The sequence below is a fragment of the Paenibacillus sp. ALE2 genome (assembly GCF_054113385.1).
This window is the reverse complement of the sequence record NZ_CM134213.1, coordinates 4,837,914-4,858,494: the sequence shown is the minus strand read 5'-3', so window position 1 is coordinate 4,858,494 and position 20,581 is coordinate 4,837,914. Positions and strand designations below refer to the sequence as shown.

Genomic DNA, 20,581 nt, shown 5'->3' with positions numbered 1-20,581 from the left:
GTCCAGACTCAAAGAGTCCGTTTGGACCCCCTTTGTTCAGGAAGCTACGGACAGGAAAATCAACTGAATACATATAAATGAATGTTAAAGAGCGATAAAAATCGCTCTTTTTGACGTGTTTATGTATTCTACTATGTTACTGATTGACTATCTTCTTTTGAAAAATCTACATATATCACTAAAGAGACGACTATGGTAAACACCTGGATTAGAAACTGAGGTACAAACATCAAAAACCCATGTAAATTCCTCCTTCAATTCCTTATACATTATTATTTTCTAATTACTTCTACTAATAAAAAAGAAAGATCGCCACTTAAAATGATGTAATTTATTAACTTATTTGTGATAAAAATTCTATCAATTGTACTATTTTCGGCTTTAGTTGATTTTGGAGTTTTTTTTTCTACTTTTCAGTCTAACAAACTTGGATATATTAAGTATTTAGTACAAAAGATTTATTTGAAAAAACTATGCAGCGAAGGTGAGCTGCTACGTATAGAGCTGCTAAGCCGCTTGGGTGAACCGAAAGAATCTATTTACGCTCATGCTTGGGAAAAGGAAGCATGGGCAGTTGATGCTGAGCGATCCGGCAAACTGGTCGAACGATTAAACCTGTGGGAAACGGAGAATAAGCAAGGCGCTCACGCTCGAAGATGCTAATGCTACTCAAGAAGCCATTAATTTACTAAGTACATTTGATGAAGCCGATTACTACCGGAAAAATAAAGTCCTAGACTGAGAAATAAAGTGTTAGACTGGCGGCCAGCTATTCTGGAGATTAGTTTAAGATAAAGCGCGGGGAACCTTACCATAAGTAACGTTTGGGCAGTAACCGCTACATGGTCATTTTAACTTTGATTAATAAATTCATGAAGGTCTCGCCTTCTTCTTCAGTAAGGCCCTGGGTGATACTTTTTTCTACCTCCATGAATATTCCATTGAATTCTTCAACGAGATCGGTCCCTTTCTTTAAAAGAAATATTTTTTTCTGCCGCTCGTTATCCTCCGGGATGATACGTTTGATGTACCCCTTTTTCTCCAGCCCTTGAAGCATACTGGTAATGCTAGCACCTGTCCGATTAAAGTGGAGGGCCAGATCTTTCTGGATAACACCTTTGTCCTGATTCTCAAAAATGTAGCCCATCATCTGCCCTTGTTGAGCATTCAGCCCAAGTTCCGATAATTTGGCATTTGCCATGCCTCTGATCTTCATTCCGATGTCTCGGATCAAATCTGAGTAGGGGGTATGCAACAAACCTTGCTTTGTCAACCGAACCCGACTCCCTTCTTATAGTTAGAAATCTAATTATAAGTTCATCTTAATGTTCAAACTCCTAATTGTCAAAACATAAATGCTAGATATCATTCAGTTTTAATATTGACAATTAGAAATCTAACAGTTATATTTCAATTAAAATTGATTGGAGGAAACTGCCATGATTACTGCAATCACCAATGCCCGTATATTTGACGGAGAAAAAGTGATCAAAGCGACAACGGTCCTAATTGAAGGCGAACAGATTGTATCGGTGGGTGGGGAAATACCGGAACATGCGGTCATTATCGATGCGCAAGGAGGGACTTTGTTGCCGGGCTTGATAGATGCTCACGTTCACACTTCCGTGGAAGGCTTGCGCGATGCACTGAAATTCGGAGTTACGACTGAACTGGAAATGATGGGCGGGTTCACGAAAAACGGCCGAGAGGCGCAATTGAAAGGAATCGAGAATATTGCCGACGTACGATCAGCTGGGATGGGGGTTACACCACCTGGGGGACATCCTGATGAACTCATGCCGGGGGATGGCGAGATTCCAGACTTTGTAATGAAGGAAATGGAGAAGATGAGTGAGGAAGAACGTAACGCCAGACTGGCCGCACATAAGCATGATCATGGTGAGGCGCCCACCGTATCAACCCGGGACGAAGCGCTGGCATTCGTGGACCAACAAGTTAGAGAGGGAGCCGATTATATCAAGATTATGATTGAGGAAGGAACGGTATTAGCAGCGCCCGGCCTGCCCGTCTTAAGCCAAGATATTTTGAGTTCGGCTGTAGGGGAAGCTCATCGTCACCACAAGATGGTGATTGCTCATGTTTTAACTGCTGAATCCTCCCGGCAAGCTGTAGAAATTGGAGTCGATGGACTTGCTCATCTATTCATTGACCGTCCTGAAACCACGACGGATTTGGTGAGGATGATAGCAGAGGCAGGTGTTTTCGTTACGCCATGTCTCGTCCTGAACTCCTCAATTATCGGGAACCCTGCATCTGAATTGGTAAGGGATCCCCGTGTGAGTGCCAAGCTCAGTCCCGAATGGATCAATACGCTGAATGCCAGTTTCCATACTTTCCCGCAGGGCAGCATGGCAGATAGCTATCGTAATGTAATGGACCTTCATCGTGCAGGAGTAGACATCCTGGTGGGAACGGATGTCTCCGTACCGGTTCCATCGTTGGGGGGACTTGCCCATGGGGCCAGTGTACATCACGAGATGCAGCTATTGGTTAAGGCAGGATTCACACCCTTAGAAGCCCTTCAGTCCGCTACCTCGAAAACAGCTCGCCGCTTCGGCCTGAACGATCGCGGACGAATTGTGGAGGGGGCGAGAGCGGACTTGGTCTTGGTCGACGGGAATCCGACGTTGAATATCTCAGATACGCTATCGATTCGCGAAATATGGCAGCGCGGTACGCGCAAAATAGCGGAAGCGTGAATCATGGTGGGTAGACCAGACCTTCTTATAGAAATTGAACGAGAAGCAAGAGAATAAAAGTCGGGCCCTCATCTAGTTGTTGAGGACCTTGTGTTTCACCAAAACTTGCCGTTACAGATAGCGCGGAGAAAACCCGAACATTCATAAAGTGGCCGGAATCGGACAGTAACAAATAAAGCCCCGTCTAATAACCGGGGCTTTATTTGTTTAAAATGATTTAGGATTGATCTGCTTTAATAACGGATCATATTCCTCAGGTTCTTCATCTCCCTGGCGGGTTTCTTGAAGGGGAGTTTTCTTAGCCGTTATTTGTTCGTCTATAGTTACGGCAGGTTGTGGTTCAGGGATAGCTTTCATAGCAGTAAACGGCGTTAAAGGTGTTTGTAATCCATTGAGCAAAGGTTCATGATAGAGAATTTTTTGTATGTCATGTTCTGTGATGTCTCGATATCCAAACCGATCAATCATGTGCAAGACGATACTTGCTAGGGATAATTGTATGTTAGACGTGCATCAATCCAACGATTTACTTTTACATGCTCTTTTAACTCGCCTACTCGCCAAGAGACGTATTTCCGCGTAGGTTCTGTTAACCTTCAACACCCGCCTCTTGAAAGAAACTTTTTTGTGCAAAATATCCAATCCATGCACATTCAAGTTTACAGCGTATTCGCCTGGAATCCAAACTAATAAGCAATGGACTGCATCGGCAAACTCCTTTGCTTCTTTATATAGATCAGGCTCAAAGGTGATACTCCACCGCCGAATACCATAATAATTTCAATGTCGCCGCCAATCATGCTGTAGTGGTCTTGCATAGCAACCAGGATGTTGTTAGCTTCTGCATATTGTGCTTCTTCCATAAAGCTAGATGCCATTTTGTATAAGTTATCTTTAGGGTCTTGAAGAATTTGATCAACATGTTTTAGGGCAACACAACCACTTTCTCTTTACAGGACGCAACAAATTTTGCATATTGAATACAAGTTTCTAATGAATCATTTGGTTCCATAGGCCACCATCGTATGAATCCCCTGGGAGCTTTGGAGGCATAGCTTTCGATTTCTGATGGAATTCGACCTACAACCACAATTTCAATCTCCCTAAAGTTGTTTTCAATGCCCTTTTGAAGTGTCTTATTTAATTGCGTATGCTCTATTTCAGGGCAGGAATGGGGGATAGGGAACAATATCGAGAATCTTGAGGTATCTTCTTGAATAACGTGAGCAGATTTCCGGGCAGGATCATCCATAGAAGTCTCCCATATACGACGATAAGGTAGTAGCTGGGGTAAATCGAGTTCTTTCAATCTCATTTGAATCCTTTGAAAATAGCATCTGTATAGTTCCCCAACAAGAACCTGAATCTGCTTATTTCTGAGGAATGTAGTGTTATTTCCATGTTCGTTACGATACTGGATATATATTAAATCAGGGACGTTCACTATTTTAGTACAAAGAAATGTCCGAACCAGCAGATCGTAATCATCTGCTACCAGTAGTTCATTGCGATGGCCTCCGATCAGATGATAACAGTCCCTCGTCCACGCACGTGGATGATTGGGTAAACCGACTAAATGACGAATGGTTTTGCCATTAATGGTCGTATGTTTTTGTACATTTTGCCATCTGTTCATTTCATGCAGCCAGACTCGATAATGAACACTGTAACCAAAGCCACAATCCCAGCCGTACCAATGCGCATGATTGCTCCCTGCATACACCTCAGCACAATCCCCATAAACAAAGCCACAGTCAGGATTTTGTTGAAATGCTTTGACGATTTTCTCTAGGCAGTCAGGAGTTAGCTCATCATCATGATCGACTTCTACTAAAATTTCCCCTGTACAGAGACCTGCTGCAAACCTTTTGATAGCCCCTATATAACCATTGCGGGAATCCTGACGATATCTCCGCACACGGTGATCCTCTAAAGGGAGTAAATACTCCTGGTATGTCTCATCTTCATCCCCGGAATCATCCACGATTACCCATTCCCAGTTCTTGTAGGTCTGCTTCAATAAAGATTGATAAGGTCGTTGAATTTTTTCTTTTGATCTGTAACTTGCAGTAAACACGGATATTAAAGGTGTGTTTGAAGTGAAATGTGTTGGAGGAATCGTTCTATTCTCCAGAAGAGGATCGGTTGCCTTAAGCCAGCAGAAAAATAAATGCATAGGTTGAATTTCGTCTGGTGATTGGAAGTGCAACCAGCGTTTTTTTTCGTGACCAGGTAACGCTTTTAGTGCTGAAAATTCTCCCCACTCTTCTCCAAGCGAGACGTAAACCCGAGGCTTTTGAAGGCTATTGTCTATAAGTAGTTGGTCAGCCTCATACAAGTTTATTGTAATGTGATTTTCTTCCAATTTATCTATCAATTCTTTTACATGATCCTTTAAAACCTTCTTCGATACAAATAAATGAGCTGTCAGTAGCGGAGTGAAATTTAATGACATGATCATTCCCCTTTACCCGTTTCGAACACCAACGAGAGGGAGGTGCCGATTCAGACGTAAGTTATTATTTTTATTGAAATACCCATTTTCCCGGCATCATTCTATTTCCCAGCAATATATATGTATGTGTATGTGTATGTGTTCGGGGATGTGAGAAAAATGCCAGCCCATATAAACATAGCGAATTAAATCGTTTGAAGCCTCCGGTAGACACCTAAGCATAAAAGAAAGGTGGAGTAAGCGTGCAATGCCCATTAGTAAGTGTAGTTATACCTGCATATAATCGGCCGTATACACTAAAAGTCGCCATCGACAGTGTATTGGAACAAACTTATCCGAACATCGAAATCATTATTTGTGATGACAGTACAACGAATGAAGTACAAGAAATGCTTGATTCTTATTTAGATTCTTTTCCCCAAATTAAATATTATAAAAATGATAAAAATCTTTTTCTCGGCAATTGGCATAAATGTTTTGATTTGGCGTCAGGTGAATATATCAATTACTTGATGGATGACGACATGTTTCATAAAGAAAAAATAGCGAAAATGATCTATTTTTATGAAAATTTTGAAAACATCACACTGGTTACTTCGTATCGGCAAACCATAGATGAATCAGGGGCTATTCTCCCACCGCTCTATGCAACGGAAAGACTGTACGAGGAAACAAGGATAATGGACGGAAGAATGTTGGCAAACGTTGCATTAACTCGTTGTTTAAATGTGATTGGTGAACCTACGACAGTGTTTTTCAAAAAAACAGATCTTATCGAACGGTTTGGAGTATATAAAGGAAAACAGTATTCTCTTCTTAATGATTTGGCTTCTTGGTTGAACTTACTATCAAAGGGAAAAGCAGTGTATATTACTGAAGCGCTAAGCTATTTCCGAATACATCCCAATCAAAATAATCAGACGCTTGGTCAAAGTGCGTTCACGGAATGGTTAGATATTATGATTGCCTCAAGAGATGATGGATTTCTTGATACTAACGATTTATTTAAAGCTGCACTTCATTCTTATCAGGAACGTATAAGAGGTCGTCCACCATTTGTTGCAGATATCAAGCGAATTGAAATGATATTAAAAACATTGGAAACCTAGCTTGCTCATCCCATATGCGAAGGAGGCTGGCTGATGTTCGACATTCCCTTCTTACGACCTAATTTAGTAAAAAAGGAACGGTTTATTGCTAATTTTGAGAAAATAGAAGAGACGCGGATTTACTCCAATTATGGTCCCTTAAATAACCTGTTTGAAGAGCGGGTTATTGCACAAATGTTTGATGGAATCGGTTCAGCTGTTACCGTTCATAACGCTACCATCGGCTTGATTTTGGCGATCGCTCAAAGCAAGCGACCACAAGGCAAATATGCTGTTATGCCAAGTTTTACTTTTGCTGCCACTCCACTTGCCGCTGAGTGGTGCGGGCTAGAACCCTACTTCCTTGACATTGAACCGGAGAATTGGCAAATGAATAGGGATCAGTTAGAGCAGACAGTCAAGCTGCTGGGAGATGAGATTGCGGTAATCGTTCCTTATGCCACTTTCGGTACAGCCCTTGATTTATCTGTGTACAATAAGCTGCAGGAGCAAGGAATTCCGGTAGTCATTGATGCTGCTGCCAGTTTTGGAACTATAACTTCCGAGGAAGCCACCCATTTTGGTAAAGGCTTTGGAGGAGCCGTAGTATTCAGCTTTCATGCCACCAAATCATTTGGTATTGGAGAGGGTGGATTGGTATACAGTTTGGACCGGGATGTTATTAGGCGAATTCGTCAAGCGGGGAATTTCGGTTTTTCCAGCAGCAGGGAGTCTGTCACCCAAGGCCTTAACAGTAAGATATCCGAGTATACTGCTGCTATCGCTTTAGCCACTCTCGATCATTTCAAGAATGTACGGGAGAATAGAAGGACGATTTACGAATATTATCTTCAAGAACTGATCCAAGCAGACTTATTAGAACGAGGATGGTCTGTACAAAAAACGAAAGGATCGGTTGTTCATCAATTTGTCCCTGTTCTTAGTCCGGATTCACACACGAATCAAGAGGTTGTTAAGTTATTAGCTTCTAATTCAATAGAAGCTAGAACCTATTTTTCTCCGGCGTGCCATCAGCAGAAGCAGTTCCAAAGCTATACGAGGTCTACTCTTCATGTTACCGAACATATTGCCAAACATATTGTCAGCCTGCCCTTGTGGGAGGAACTGGACGAGATTAATATTCGAAAAATTGTGAATGTTCTAGGAAACCTGGGAAAAGAGACAGCCAGATGAGGAAACTCGTTATTTGGGGATCGGGCGGACATGCCAGGGAAATCAACTGGTTATGTGAAGAACTAGGAGTTCGAGTGATAGGTTTCTTAGACGAACGGCCTGAGACAAAAGGGCAGAGTGTAGATGGTGTTCCTGTACTGGGGACGTTGACCGACATTAAAGCGTTAAAATATGAGGTAGAGCTGATATGTGCGGGGGTGGGTGATCCGGCATTAAAGAAGCGATTCGCTTATCATACAATTCAATCGGGATTTCGTATCGCAGCCCCGCTAATACATCCACGTGTTCGTTTTTCTCAAAGAAATACCATTGGAGAGGGAAGTATGATCTTTGAAGGAGCTGTCCTGTCGGACAATATTAAAATCGGACAGCATGTAATTATCAATCGGAGTGTTAACGTGAGTCATGATGCGGTTTTTGGCGATTATATAACCATAGCTCCTGGTGTGAACCTGGCAGGTAACGTAACCATAGATGAAGGAGCCTATATCGGGGTCGGTGTCTCGGTACGGGAAAAATGTCACATCGGTTGTTGGTCTATGATAGGTGGAGGTGCCTTTATTAAAGATGATATACCCAGCTTTACCATGGCTGCAGGTGTACCAGCAGTCGTTAAAAAACGCCTTGATATGCCCTGAGCCTCCTTTCTTTGAAACAGAGCGCAATCAAATTCGTAGCAATATGCTTGGTAATGAAGTGATTTGTCTGTCAAAAGGCCGTAGCGGAAAAGGTTCTTATACCTGATCCGGCTCGGCCTTATTATATTTTAAGCTAGAGGAATAGATTCATTTTAAAGATGGATAAAATTAAAATTATTTTTGATTATTTTTGTATTTTGTATTTTCAAATTTAAACAAAAGTGTTATAGTCTCCGTAAATAAAAATATCCACCTTAATAAAGTTATTCAAAACAAAAAACAGAACTTGGAGGTCTTTTTGCTATGGTACAAAGTCTATGGAATTCTTCGCAAGCATCTAAGCAGAACAGCACGCTGGAACAGCTCGTATACCGTTCTAACCTGATTGGCACAGATAGGAGCGTGTGCAACTGGGGAGGTGGCAACACTTCGGCTAAAACGACGATACAAGATTTTCGCGGGCGTGAAGTTGAAGTGATGTACGTTAAGGGGAGCGGTTCCGATCTTGCAACCATGAAAGCGCATAACTTCACCGGGCTTCGTATGGAGGATATTCGTCCACTGTTTGAACGGGAAGAGATGTCTGACGAGGATATGGTCGCATATTTGGCGAACTGTATGATAGATGCCAAGCATCCGCGGGCTTCCATTGAGACACTGCTACACGCATTTTTGCCTTTTAAGCATGTCGATCATACACATCCGGATGCGATCATCAGCTTGTGCTGTGCGCATAACGGCAAGGAAATCGCTAAGGAAATTTTCGGTGAACGTTTTGTATGGGTACCTTATATCCGTCCTGGCTTTAAGCTGTCGAAAATGATTGCCCAAGGGGTGCTCGATCACCCACAAGCTGAGTTGGTACTGATGGAAAAGCATGGCTTGGTTACGTGGGGAGACACTTCCGAAGCAGCTTATGCCAAAACGATTGAAATCATCCAAGAAGCAGAAAGCTATATTAAAGCCCGCCAAGAAGAAAAGCAGGGATTTGGAGGCGTAAAATATAGAGCGCTTACTTTAGAGAAGCGGCGCAGCATGGTGTCCCAGATCATGCCATCCGTTCGAGGTGCAGTCAGTGATGAGAAAAGGATGATCCTCACTTTTGATGACGCGGAGGATGTGCTGGAGTTTGTGAACGGCCAGGATTCTGCTGCTTTATCTCAGATTGGGGCAGCGTGCCCGGATCATCTGGTTCATACCAAAATGAAGCCGCTCTATGTAGATTGGACACCGGATATGGAGGATGTAGAGGGGTTGAAAGTTAAGCTTGCCGAGGGTATAGCAACCTATAAGGAGCAGTACCAAGCTTATTTTGAGCGCAATCGACATGAAGGAGACGTGAGATTTGAAGCAGCACCGCGTGTCATCTTAATTCCGGGTATCGGTATGATTAACACAGGCAAAAGCTGGAGCAATGCGCAGGTGAGCGGCGCCTTATATCATCGTGCCATTGCTGTCATGCGAGGAGCAACGGCGTTAGGAGAATTTGTTTCGCTTAGTGAAAATGAATCTTACAACGTGGAATACTGGCCGCTGGAGCTTTATAAGCTGTTACTTGCGCCGGCAGAAGCAGAATTTTCACGCAAAATTGCATTCATTACGGGTGGTGCAGGCGGAATCGGTAGTGCAACCGCGCGGCGTTTGGTAGAAGAAGGTGCGCATGTTGTATTGGCAGATCTCAATCTGGAAGGTGCGCAAAAGGTAGCTGCAGACATCAATAGCAGTTACGGTGAAAACCGTGCAATTGCCGTGAAAATGGATGTGACGCAGGAGGAGCAAATCCAGGCGGCCTATGCCGAGACGGCGCTGATCTATGGTGGTGTAGATGTCATCGTTAACAACGCAGGGCTTGCTACATCCAGCCCGTTCGATGAAACATCATTAAAGGAATGGAATTTAAATGTAAACGTGTTGGGAACGGGTTATTTTTTGGTCGCGCGTGAAGCGTTCAAGCTGATGAAGGAACAGACGCTTGGTGGCAGTATGGTGTTCGTCGGCTCCAAAAACTCAGTCTATGCGGGTAAAAATGTAACGGCCTACAGCTCGGCCAAGGCGCTGGAAGCGCACCTAGCCCGCTGTATTGCCGCAGAAGGCGGCGAATACGGTATCCGCGTAAACACTATTTTGCCGGATGCGATTTTGCAAGGCTCGGCAATCTGGAACTCCAATTGGCGCAATGAACGCGCCGCTGCCTACGGCATCGAGCCAGACCAGCTGGAGGAGCATTACCGCAAGCGAACGACGCTGCTGGTCAACATTTACCCGCAGGATATCGCAGAGGGCATTGCCTTTTTCGCCTCATCCAAGGCGGAGAAAACGACAGGCTGTATGCTGACCATCGATGGCGGCGTCCCAGCAGCCTTTACACGCTAGCCAAATTCAAATGAATCTCTGTAAGCGATAGACTCATTTCTATTTCACTAATCCATTTCATTAATCGAGGGCACAAGCCCATAGTTCCGAAGGGATGTAAAATACTCTGGGAAACACGTAAATAAGCAACAACACTTATTTGCGTGTTTTCATCCTTTTATATATACACCAACACTTTAAAATAGAAGTGACTTTATGGGTGGTAAGCAGCGAAGCGGCCTCCCATAACTCACTTCATTTTCCAAGGAGGAACCACGATGAGTGACAAAGCGTACGCCTTATTCGAGGAGCAGCAGCAACAACGAGGCATTGACCTAGAGCAAGTAAAGACCAAACTGAGAGCGCTTAGCATAGAAACACCTTCCTGGGGATATGGCGACTCAGGTACACGTTTTAAAGTCTTTCAGAAAACGGGTGTGCCGCGTGATCCGTTTGAAAAGCTGGAGGATGCCGCACAGGTTCATGCTTTGACAGGCTTATGTCCGTCCGTTGCTATTCACATCCCGTGGGATAAAGTAGACAATTACGGCAAGCTTCGCAGTCATGCCGAAAGTCTTGGCCTGCAAATTGGGGCGGTAAATCCCAATCTCTTTCAAGACGAGGACTACATGCTCGGTAGCGTTACTAATGTAGACCCGGCAATCCGTCGCAAGGCTATCAACCATTTGCTGGAATGCGTGGATATTGCAAAGGAAACAGGCTCCAACGACTTTAGCCTATGGTTTGCGGACGGAACGAATTATCCCGGTCAGGGGGACATTCGCAAACGCAAAAATTGGATGCTGGAGGCGCTCCATGAAATGTATAAGGCGCTTACGCCGGATATGCGCATGCTGATTGAATACAAGGCGTTTGAGCCGGCTTTTTACCATACGGATATTGCTGATTGGGGCATGGCGTACCATTACGCGACCAAGTTGGGGCCGCAGGCACAGGTGCTGGTGGATACAGGGCATCATCTACCGGGAGCCAACGTGGAGCATATTGTTGCGTTTTTAATGGATGAGAAGCGACTGGGTGGCTTTCATTTTAACAGTTATAAATATGCGGATGATGATCTGATCGTGGGTTCCTCCAATCCGTATGAGCTGTTTTTAATCTTTTATCAGATTTTGAACGCAGCTCAGGATGTCGATGCAGGTATCCGTCATACTGTCGATAAAATTGCTTATTTAATCGATCAGTCGCACAATATCGAACCCAAAATTCCGGCCATGATTCGCTCGGTCCTAAATGTGCAGACTCAATATGCGAAGGCACTTTTGATCAATCATGCAGAGGTGGAGGAAGCGGTGAGCCGTCAGGATGTGCTGGGTGCGGAGGATGCCGTACGCCAAGCATTTGAGTTTGATGTGGCCCCGTTGCTCAAAGCAATCCGTGAAGAGCAAGGATTACCTGCAGATCCAATGAAAGCCTATTTGGCGTCTGAGTATGGTACGCAGATTTTGCAAAGAGGCAAGGGTGGTGCGAGCTGGTGAGCATCCTCGCTTATGATTTGGGGGCAAGCAGCGGCAGGGTTCTACTCGGAAAATTAACCGATTCACGTATCGTGGTGGAGGAAATCCATCGCTTTTCCAATGATCCGGTCAAGGTTGGGGAGCGCCTGCACTGGGATATATTGCGTCTCTATCACGAGGTTCAGCAAGGATTGCTCAAAGCCAAGCATATGAGAGTGAACCCATCCAGCCTGGCGATTGACTCCTGGGCGGTCGATTTTGGACTGATTGGAGAAACCGGCGAATTGCTGGGCAACCCTTATCATTATCGGGATTGGCACACCCATGGAGTAATGGAAGAAGTACAGGAACGGCTGGGAAAAGATTTTATTTTTCAGCGCACAGGCATTCAGTTTTTGGCGTTTAATACGATTTATCAGCTGGCTGCTATGCGAAATGCAAGATCACCCTTGCTGGAGCAGGCAGAACATTTCCTGATGATCCCTGATTTGCTGCGGTATTTTCTGACAGGTGAAATGTATCATGAGTTTTCTAATGCAACCAGCACGCAGTTATATCATCCGTTACAGCAAAAATGGGATGATGAGCTTTTGTCTGGAATCAACATTCCCCGCTCTTGGTTTGGAGAGGTACTGGAGCCGGGAAGTGTTGCAGGTACAATCCGTTCATCGGTCATGACGGATCTGGGTATTGGAGCGATTCCTGTGATTGCAGTAGCAGAGCATGACACAGGATCAGCAGTGGCTGCCGTACCAGCGCTGGAGCGGTCCTTTGCGTACTTGAGCTGCGGAACATGGTCACTGATGGGAACGGAGACCGCACAGCCAGTAATTAATGATGATACGCTTCGATTTAATTTTACAAATGAAGGCGGCGTAGGCCGAACCTACAGGCTGCTAAAAAATATCATGGGACTGTGGATTCTACAGGAGGCGCGCAGAGAGTGGGAACGGCAGGGAAACTCCTATTCCTTTCCTGAATTGGTTCATATGGCGGAACAGGCTCCAGCGTTCACTTGTTTGATTGACCCGGATGATGAACTGTTTCTGCATGCCGGGGATATGAAAACACGCATACGCCAATACTGCCGCAATACCGGGCAGCTAATGCCGGAGACGCCGGGAGAGATTACGCGCTGCATTCTGGAAAGTCTGGCGTTAAAGTATCGCTACATTTTGGAGCTTACAGAACGGGTGTCAGGACAGCGTTTTAATGGTTTGCATATGGTCGGCGGAGGGATTCAAAATCGCTTGCTGTGCCAATGGACGGCCAATTCGATTCAAAAACCCGTATGGGCAGGACCCGCAGAAGCGAGCGCAATCGGCAATCTTGCGGTACAATGGATGACACAGGGAAAGTTCGCCGATATATGGGAAGCACGCCGGGTCATTGCGGATTCTATTACCGTAGAGGAATATGAACCTGCCGAGTCAGAAGCGTGGGAGGATGCCTACGGGCGGTTCCGGCGGGTGACAGGACTTTTTGTACATTAAAGATGTGGAGTGAGATTGCCATGCTGGTCGCAGAAAGATATGAGATGATAGTGCAGCTCGTAAATGAAAGAGGAAGCATACGGGTGTCTGAATTGAGTGAGCTGTGTAAAGTGACGGAAGAAACGATTCGCCGCGATCTCGATCGTCTGGAGCAGGCGGGACGACTGCGCCGTTCCCATGGGGGAGCGGTTAGTGTCAAAAACGAGCAGCCTGAAACGCCCTATGCGGTACGGGAAATTATGAACGCGGAGGAAAAGCGTCGGATTGCTGAGGAAGCGGTCAAGCAGATTCAGCCGCACGATCGCATTTTGCTGGATGCCAGTACGACTGCCTGGTATATGGCGTCCAGTCTGCCGGATATTCCTTTAACGATACTGACGAATTCGATTCGGGTAGCTACAGAACTGGCAGGTAAGGAAAAAATCGAGGTCATTTCGACGGGAGGACAGCTGCTTCAACGTTCACTGTCATTCGTGGGCCCGCTCGCAGAGCGTTCATTAGAAACCTATTATGTGGATAAGCTGTTTTTTTCCAGTCAGGGAGTTCATCTGGATCGCGGCATTAGTGAATCAAATGAGCTGCAAGCTCGTTTGAAGCAGAAAATGGTCAGCATTGCGGATCGGGTAATTTTACTGGCAGATGCGAGCAAATTCGGGCAGCAGGCGTTTACCCATGTCGTGAACTTGACGCAAGTGTCCGAAATTATTACAGATTCGCGGCTGTCGGACCTGATTTGCAGTCAGCTCGCAGAGTTGTCCATTCCGGTTACGATTGTGTAAGCAGGTAGTTTCCGGCGTGAGGTCGCTCTGCGGTTCATTTGATTTACGATCGCTGTTGCAGCGGGATTCTCTGATGAGTAAGATCAACATAGGTGAGAATCCCACTGCAAGCTTATGCTTATGATGAAAGTTTTCCTTTGGAAAATGGACGGAAGGGGTGTGCCGTTTGAAGGTATCTTTATTTATTACCTGTCTAAGTGATGCGATGTATCCCAAGGTAGGGGAAGCGATGGCCCGCTTGCTTGCCAGATATGGTGTCGAGCTGGAATTTCCCAAGGTGCAGACATGCTGCGGGCAGCCGTCCTATAACAGCGGCTATTGGGATGAAACAAGGGCAGCGGCAAAAACGATTTTGAAAGCGTTTAATAACAGTGATTTTGTCGTAGCTCCTTCCGGTTCCTGCACATATATGATTCATCATTACCTGGAGTTGTTCAAGGATGAGCCTGAGTGGCTGGAGTCGGCACGGAGGCTGAAGCAAAAGACGTATGAGTTTACACAATTTATGGTGCAGGTGCTTGGCGTGACCGATGTGGGTGCGTCTTTTCCGCATACGGTAACCTATCATCCGTCTTGTCATGGAACACGTTTGCTCGGCGTAAAGGAGGAACCGATGAAGCTGCTTGGCAGCGTAAAGGGTTTGCAATTAGTGCCGCTTCCTTTTGCAGAGGACTGCTGTGGGTTTGGTGGTACTTTTGCGGTGAAAATGCCCGATATTTCGGGAGCGATGGTGACTGAAAAAGTGGACCATATCAGGGAGACGGAAGCCGAGGTACTGGTCGGACTGGACATGGCCTGTTTGATGAATATCGCCGGTAATCTCAGATATCGGAGAGAGCCAGTTCGGGTGATGCATCTGGCAGAGCTGTTATACGAAGGGGTGAAGCACGCATGACCGCTGTACATACGCACTCTATGAACCAAAAGGTCAAAAAACGTGCAGAGCTGGCTCTGAATGATGATTTTCTGCGGAATGCAGTTCGTTTCACTACCGAGCGGCTGCGCAACGGTAAGCGTGTAGCTTCAGAGCAGCATGGAAATTGGGAGGAATGGCGTGAGCGGGGGCGTCAAATTCGGCTTCATACGATTGCCCATCTGGACTATTACTTAAATCTATTTGTAGAAAATGCCCGTGCCAACGGGGTGCATATCCATTTTGCCGACACCGCAGTGGATGCCGTGCGCATTACACTGGACATTGCCGCGCATAATCAAGCCCGTTCTGTCGTCAAATCCAAGTCGATGGTGTCGGAGGAGCTGCATTTGAATCAGGCGCTGGAAGGTGCGGATATCGAGACGATTGAAAGTGACCTCGGTGAGTATATTATTCAACTGGCGGGAGAGGCACCATCTCATATCGTGATCCCTGCGATTCACAAAAACCGCTATCAGATTGCCGAGCTGCTGTCTAAAGAAGCAGGGGAGGAGCTGTCCGCAGATACGACGATTTTGGCGGGCTTTGTCCGCAAAAAGCTGCGTGAAAAGTTTCTAGAAGCGGATATTGGCATGACAGGCTGCAATTTTGCCATTGCCGAGACGGGTTCCATGGTTTTGTTTGAAAATGAAGGCAACGCTCGCATGGTTTCTACTCTGCCCAAAACGCAAATCACACTGATGGGTATGGAGCGAATTATTCCATCCTGGACAGATTTGGAGGTGATGGCTACATTGCTGCCACGCTCCGCTACCGGACAGAAGCTGACGATGTATATGTCGGGGATTTCAGGACCCCGACGCAGCCAGGATGCCGATGGACCGGAGGAAATGCACATTATCATCGTAGATAATGGACGTTCGCTTCAGCTAGGCAATCCTGAGTTTCAGGAGCTGTTAAATTGCATTCGCTGCGGTGCTTGTTTGAACGCTTGTCCGGTGTACCGACACATTGGGGGACATGCGTATGGCGGGACATATAGCGGCCCTATCGGTGCAGTGCTTACGCCTGCCCTTCATGGCAACATCGAAGAGTGGAACGATATTGCGAGTGCGTCCAGTCTGTGCGGGGCGTGTTATGAAGCCTGTCCGGTCAAAATACCACTGCATGATATGCTGGTTTATTTGCGTAGACGCAAGGTGGAGGCAGGACAAGGGGATAAACTGGAGACGATCGGGATGAAAGGTTTTGCGGCGGTAGTTTCCAGCTCGAAGCGATTCGCTGCGGCGATCAGACTCGGACAGATCGCACAGAAAGCGGTAGTCCGTAAGGGAGAGATTACCCTTAAGCTTGGCCCCTTAAAAGGCTGGAATACGTATCGTGTGGCTCCAAGTCTGGCGAATAAGTCCTTCCGTCAGCACTGGAACACACTAGCGCGTGAGCTGGAGCAGGAACGCAAGGTCATGCATCCGGACATTCTCAGCCGAATGGAGACGATCTTGGCGGATAGAAGAAAAGGAGGGATGCAGCATGAGTGAACAGCGTAATCCTTCTATGCAAGCAAAAGCGGAGCATGAAGCATGGCTTCATCAAATGCAAGCAGAATCCCGTGTCAAGCAGGCACGCTTTATGGAAGGCATTGCGACGCGGCTCAAGCGTCCACGACAGACGGAGCCACCGATGCAGCCGTTTCGCGGCGCACCTGCGTTTTGGCACAAATTCGAATGGAGTGCGGAGCAGCGCATCGAGGAGTTCACCGCCAACTTTACAAGTGTTGGCGGACACGTGGTGCGTCTGCCGGATCTGAAGAAGGCGGCAGACTGGATCACGCACAAGGCGCGCGAGCTGGGAGCAGCCTATATCGTCCGGCAGAATGAGCCGGACCTGGATGCGCTTCAGTTGGAAGCAGCGCTACCGGAAGTCCGATTGTCGGTGTGGAACACCGATCCAGCCGAAGACTGGAAGGCACGCGCCGCGGAGGCCGATATCGGCATCGTCATGGCCGATGAGGCCGCCGCCTACACCGGCTCGGTAGCAGTGCTATCCTCGCCGCAGAAGGGGCGCTCGGTCAGTCTGCTGCCGACTGTGCTGATCATTCTCCTGCCCGTGGAATGTCTGCGAACACGACTGGGCGAGATTTTAAACCGTTTTGACGTAGCAGGGCGTGAGCAATTACCCGCAGGCATTCATTTTATTACTGGACCGAGCCGCTCGTCGGATATCGAAAATGATTTGACGATCGGTGTACACGGACCAGGTATCGTTTATACGTTGTTGATTGGTTAGCGTTATACTGCCCGTCTAACGGGCGCGATAGATCGGAAAACGGGTTTCAAAATCCGTTTGTCTACGATTGCTCCTAACCGAAATGCGGCCATTGTGCAGTTCGGTAATGCTTTTGGTAATAGCAAGGCCCAGCCCGGTACCTCCGGTTTCCTTGGAGCGTGATTTGTCCACTCTGTAAAACCGTTCAAAGAGATGTGGGACATCTTCCGGTGGAATCGGGGTGCCGTAGTTGGTGCAGATCACTATCGCTTCATCGCCTTCACGTCCTATCGTGATATCGAGACGCTTGCCATCCTTTCCGTATCGAATCGCATTGGAAAATAAATTTTCATACAGGCGCACCAGCTCGTCCGTGTCGGCCAAAATCCGAACAGGCTCAACGATTCGGACACGATAGGACATGTCCGCCTGTTCCAGTGAGGGTACAAATTCCTCAGCAAGTTGAGTGAGCAATTTGCCGAGGTCTACAGGCTCCAGCTCCAGTGGCAGGCTACCTCCACTCACACGCGTGTATTCAAATAACTCGTCGATCAGCTTTTTAAGCGTCAGCGATTTTTCATAAGCAATGTTTACATAATAGCGTAGCTCAATTTCATCCCGGTAACGGTCGGTTTCAATATACTCCAAAAAGCCAATCACCGATGTTAGCGGGGTGCGAAGATCGTGGGATACACCAGTGATCAGGTCGTTTTTCGCTTTGGCGGAAGCCCGTTCTTCTTCTATTGAAAGACGGAGCTTGTCTGCCATGGTGTTCATATTTTTTGCCAAGGTTGCCAGTTCATCTGCGGAAGATACCGGAATCGAATAGGATAAATTTCCGTCCGCGAAATTCTGCATCCCTGTCGTAATCTCTCGTAGATAGCCAATCGTATTTTTGGTAAAAAGGAAAAAGAAATAAATATATAAAGGCAGCCCACACACCAGCAAGATCAGTGAGGAACCAATGTGATTGACGGTCCAGCGGATCAGCCGAGTGCCAAAAAAAGAACGCGAGGGATTCAGCCATAACAGCAAAGACGCTCCATAATAAAACACCATTAAAATTAGTCCAGTTAAAGTGAAGGCGGCAAGGCTAAGGGCTGCCAGCTTCCATCCCAGCGTATCGTATCGTTTTGCCTTCAAGACGCAAGTCCTCCATTAATCGAATTTTTCCATTTTATAGCCGATGCCCCACACTGTTTTCAGGTATTTGGGCTTTCTTGGATCAGTCTCAATTTTCTCGCGAATTTTACGCACATGTACCATTAGCGTGTTGTTGGATTCCAGATATTGTTCCTTCCAGACCTTCTCATAAATCTGCTCCATGCTCAGCACTTGACCCCGGTGTCGAGCCAAAAGCTCAACAATAGCGAATTCACGCGGAGTCAGCTTAACGGATTCTCCAGCGAGAGTGATCTCATGTGTAACAGTGTTAATGGAGAGTTCATCCAGAACCATTTCATGCTCCAATATAGGAGAGGAGTGGGTATATTTCCGTACTCTACGTAGCTGGGATTTGATGCGTGCCACTAGCTCCAGCGGGCTGAACGGCTTGGTGACATAATCATCGGCCCCAACGCTAAGCCCTGTAATTTTGTCCATATCTTGTCCCTTCGCAGACAACATAATGATCGGAAAATGCTCGGTTTCCCTGATTTTCATGCAGGCTTCAATCCCGTCCATGTTGGGCATCATCACATCCAGCACCATTACATCTATCTGTTCCCGATTAACCTGCTCCAGCGCTTCCAGTCCGTCCCGTGCCATGAGCAAGCGATATCCTTCATTTTCTAAATATATTTGCATGAGCTTAATAATTTCAGGTTCATCGTCTACTAATAAAATGGTTCCGTTATGCATGGTTGTGCACCCTTTCTGTTCTTTCCAGCAGTATACAATATGGGCGTATTATATACCTTTTTGGCGATGGAGGCTATGGACACTCTTCTCAGGTCGTTTGTTGGATATCATCGTCCTTTGAATAGTAGCGTTTCGGGCGAAGACATGCGCTCTTCTTGCTTGAAGTTCCTTTTTCCTGTACCCGGTAGTTGACCGAACAAAATCCACGCACATGGCAGGAAGCGGGCGATGACCGACACGACGAGCCAAGAACAAAGAAGTGCACAGAAAAAACCTCCAGCGTACCACACATGAATAAGCTGCGGTGAGCCAATGTGTGGTGAAAACTGCCGATACAAGAGTAGGAAAAATGGATGTATGAGATACACACCAAAGGACAGTGTGCCCAGACGTTCCAGCTTGCGAATGACAAAGGAATGTTGTCTTCTATACATTAAAAAGGAAATCTGTAGTAATACCAGCGTACTAGACAGGCTGTACATGTTATACATAAGTTCAAAAACTAGCGAATTGTACGAGGTTCCGTACAATCTATTTTCGTACCACATATAGACATGAATGGTGGCTGAAATCAGCCATAAAGCCCAAATTGCGATCCATGTCAGCACGCTTGTAAAACTTCGTTCCTCCTTACGTACCAGAAACCAAGTTCGAAGCTGGGGATAGTAATAGCCGAGAGCTGCGCCCAGCATGTAGCAGGCCACATAGGACAGCGCCCAGCTGCCTTTATTTTGAACCTGAAAGAGAAATTTGTTGCTAATTATAAATGACCACTGTAGCAGCAGCCCAATGACAATAGACCATTGCGGAAATTGCCGATAACGCTGGAACAGCCACAGTATGCATGGAAATGCAAGATAAAATTGCATCATGATAAAAATATAATATAAATGGGTGTACGCTTTGCCTGTAACCAGTTTCAGAGCAAAGTTTTCCGCAAGTGTAGTTATACTCCATGGTTCGGTACTGCCAGCCATAAGGGACAGGATGAAATAAAACAGAGAAAACATGACATAAGGTAAGAGGATGTACAGCAATCTCTGCTTATAAAAGCGCCTCAAGAGCTGTCGTCCCAGCGGACGATCCTTATAGTTATAGAACAGCACCATACTGCTAAGCGCGATAAATACAGGGGTACCGTACTTCATCAACACATTGAGCGCATTATATACAACATAAAGGCTGGAATTTGTAAGTTGGACCGTTGCATAGGAAGTGGCATGTACCATTAAGACGGCTAAAATCGCCATGGCTCTGACCAACTGTAATTCAGGAATTTTTTCTTTGGTCGTAGGCTTCATAAGCTTCATTTCCTTTCAGTAGTGAACTGTATCTTGTTGAACTCTTTCTATTAAAAGATAAAGTTCTTAACAACCTGAAAGGGA

19 protein-coding genes are annotated in these 20,581 nt (G+C 46.1%); 12 read left to right on the top strand and 7 right to left on the bottom strand.

Annotated features, from left to right (window positions below):
• Nucleotides 1–462: 462 nt before the first annotated feature.
• Complete coding sequence (locus ACXHJ1_RS20745; RefSeq protein ID WP_146169131.1) at nt 463–663, top strand: hypothetical protein; 201 nt, start codon at nt 463–465, stop codon at nt 661–663.
• A gap of 175 nt (nt 664–838) precedes the next feature.
• Here the strand turns inward: ACXHJ1_RS20745 and ACXHJ1_RS20740 are convergent, their stop codons facing one another.
• Nucleotides 839–1,273 (bottom strand): MarR family winged helix-turn-helix transcriptional regulator, encoded by a 435-nt coding sequence (locus ACXHJ1_RS20740; RefSeq protein ID WP_308810697.1) that lies wholly within the window; start codon nt 1,271–1,273, stop codon nt 839–841.
• 166 nt (nt 1,274–1,439) lie between these two features.
• Between ACXHJ1_RS20740 and ACXHJ1_RS20735 the strand changes: the two genes are divergently transcribed.
• Nucleotides 1,440–2,720 carry an amidohydrolase family protein gene (locus ACXHJ1_RS20735; RefSeq protein ID WP_107735272.1) on the top strand — a complete coding sequence of 427 codons (1,281 nt, stop codon included), beginning with the start codon at nt 1,440–1,442 and terminating at the stop codon, nt 2,718–2,720.
• A 207-nt stretch (nt 2,721–2,927) separates the two neighbouring features.
• Here ACXHJ1_RS20735 and ACXHJ1_RS20730 read toward each other — a convergent pair whose 3' ends face one another.
• The 3 genes from ACXHJ1_RS20730 to ACXHJ1_RS20720 all read right to left on the bottom strand — a co-directional run bounded on the left by ACXHJ1_RS20730 (nt 2,928) and on the right by ACXHJ1_RS20720 (nt 5,175).
• Nucleotides 2,928–3,188, bottom strand: coding sequence for a hypothetical protein (locus ACXHJ1_RS20730; protein WP_146169129.1), 261 nt, complete (start codon nt 3,186–3,188; stop codon nt 2,928–2,930).
• Between the two features lie 218 nt (nt 3,189–3,406).
• Complete coding sequence (locus tag ACXHJ1_RS20725; protein WP_107735270.1) at nt 3,407–3,598, bottom strand: hypothetical protein; 192 nt, start codon at nt 3,596–3,598, stop codon at nt 3,407–3,409.
• Nucleotides 3,599–3,645: 47 nt separating this feature from the next.
• Complete coding sequence (locus ACXHJ1_RS20720) at nt 3,646–5,175, bottom strand: glycosyltransferase (protein ID WP_107735269.1); 1,530 nt, start codon at nt 5,173–5,175, stop codon at nt 3,646–3,648.
• Between the two features lie 242 nt (nt 5,176–5,417).
• On the opposite strand from ACXHJ1_RS20720, the gene ACXHJ1_RS20715 reads away from it, so the two are divergent.
• The 10 genes from ACXHJ1_RS20715 (at nt 5,418) to ACXHJ1_RS20670 (ending at nt 17,357) form a co-directional block, all read left to right on the top strand.
• Nucleotides 5,418–6,284 carry a glycosyltransferase family 2 protein gene (locus ACXHJ1_RS20715; protein ID WP_107735268.1) on the top strand — a complete coding sequence of 289 codons (867 nt, stop codon included), beginning with the start codon at nt 5,418–5,420 and terminating at the stop codon, nt 6,282–6,284.
• A 33-nt stretch (nt 6,285–6,317) separates the two neighbouring features.
• Nucleotides 6,318–7,457 carry a DegT/DnrJ/EryC1/StrS family aminotransferase gene (locus ACXHJ1_RS20710; protein WP_107735267.1) on the top strand — a complete coding sequence of 380 codons (1,140 nt, stop codon included), beginning with the start codon at nt 6,318–6,320 and terminating at the stop codon, nt 7,455–7,457.
• Nucleotides 7,454–8,095 carry an acetyltransferase gene (locus ACXHJ1_RS20705; protein ID WP_107735266.1) on the top strand — a complete coding sequence of 214 codons (642 nt, stop codon included), beginning with the start codon at nt 7,454–7,456 and terminating at the stop codon, nt 8,093–8,095. The genes ACXHJ1_RS20710 and ACXHJ1_RS20705 overlap by 4 nt, the downstream gene beginning before the upstream one ends.
• Nucleotides 8,096–8,398: 303 nt before the next feature.
• A complete protein-coding gene (locus tag ACXHJ1_RS20700; protein ID WP_457905155.1) occupies nt 8,399–10,468 on the top strand; it encodes a bifunctional aldolase/short-chain dehydrogenase in 2,070 nt (689 codons plus the stop codon).
• Nucleotides 10,469–10,725: 257 nt separating this feature from the next.
• A complete protein-coding gene (rhaI, locus tag ACXHJ1_RS20695; RefSeq protein ID WP_243537646.1) occupies nt 10,726–11,946 on the top strand; it encodes an L-rhamnose isomerase in 1,221 nt (406 codons plus the stop codon).
• A complete protein-coding gene (locus ACXHJ1_RS20690) occupies nt 11,943–13,418 on the top strand; it encodes a rhamnulokinase (protein ID WP_457905154.1) in 1,476 nt (491 codons plus the stop codon). Before rhaI ends, ACXHJ1_RS20690 begins: the two co-directional genes overlap by 4 nt.
• A gap of 20 nt (nt 13,419–13,438) precedes the next feature.
• A complete protein-coding gene (locus tag ACXHJ1_RS20685; protein WP_457905153.1) occupies nt 13,439–14,197 on the top strand; it encodes a DeoR/GlpR family DNA-binding transcription regulator in 759 nt (252 codons plus the stop codon).
• A 166-nt stretch (nt 14,198–14,363) separates the two neighbouring features.
• Entirely contained in the window at nt 14,364–15,092 is a 729-nt protein-coding gene (locus ACXHJ1_RS20680; protein ID WP_457905152.1) for a (Fe-S)-binding protein, read from the top strand.
• Nucleotides 15,089–16,609: a LutB/LldF family L-lactate oxidation iron-sulfur protein gene (locus ACXHJ1_RS20675; RefSeq protein WP_457905151.1), complete on the top strand. Its 1,521-nt coding sequence runs from the start codon at nt 15,089–15,091 to the stop codon at nt 16,607–16,609. The genes ACXHJ1_RS20680 and ACXHJ1_RS20675 overlap by 4 nt, the downstream gene beginning before the upstream one ends.
• Nucleotides 16,602–17,357: a LutC/YkgG family protein gene (locus ACXHJ1_RS20670; RefSeq protein ID WP_457905150.1), complete on the top strand. Its 756-nt coding sequence runs from the start codon at nt 16,602–16,604 to the stop codon at nt 17,355–17,357. The genes ACXHJ1_RS20675 and ACXHJ1_RS20670 overlap by 8 nt, the downstream gene beginning before the upstream one ends.
• 15 nt (nt 17,358–17,372) lie before the next feature.
• Here ACXHJ1_RS20670 and ACXHJ1_RS20665 read toward each other — a convergent pair whose 3' ends face one another.
• The 3 genes from ACXHJ1_RS20665 to ACXHJ1_RS20655 form a co-directional block, all read right to left on the bottom strand.
• On the bottom strand, nt 17,373–18,479 hold the full coding sequence (locus ACXHJ1_RS20665) for a sensor histidine kinase (RefSeq protein WP_019687132.1): 1,107 nt from the start codon (nt 18,477–18,479) through the stop codon (nt 17,373–17,375).
• Between the two features lie 15 nt (nt 18,480–18,494).
• A complete protein-coding gene (locus tag ACXHJ1_RS20660; RefSeq protein WP_025364763.1) occupies nt 18,495–19,196 on the bottom strand; it encodes a response regulator transcription factor in 702 nt (233 codons plus the stop codon).
• A 107-nt stretch (nt 19,197–19,303) separates the two neighbouring features.
• Nucleotides 19,304–20,497 carry an acyltransferase gene (locus ACXHJ1_RS20655; RefSeq protein WP_107735259.1) on the bottom strand — a complete coding sequence of 398 codons (1,194 nt, stop codon included), beginning with the start codon at nt 20,495–20,497 and terminating at the stop codon, nt 19,304–19,306.
• Nucleotides 20,498–20,581: the final 84 nt, after the last annotated feature.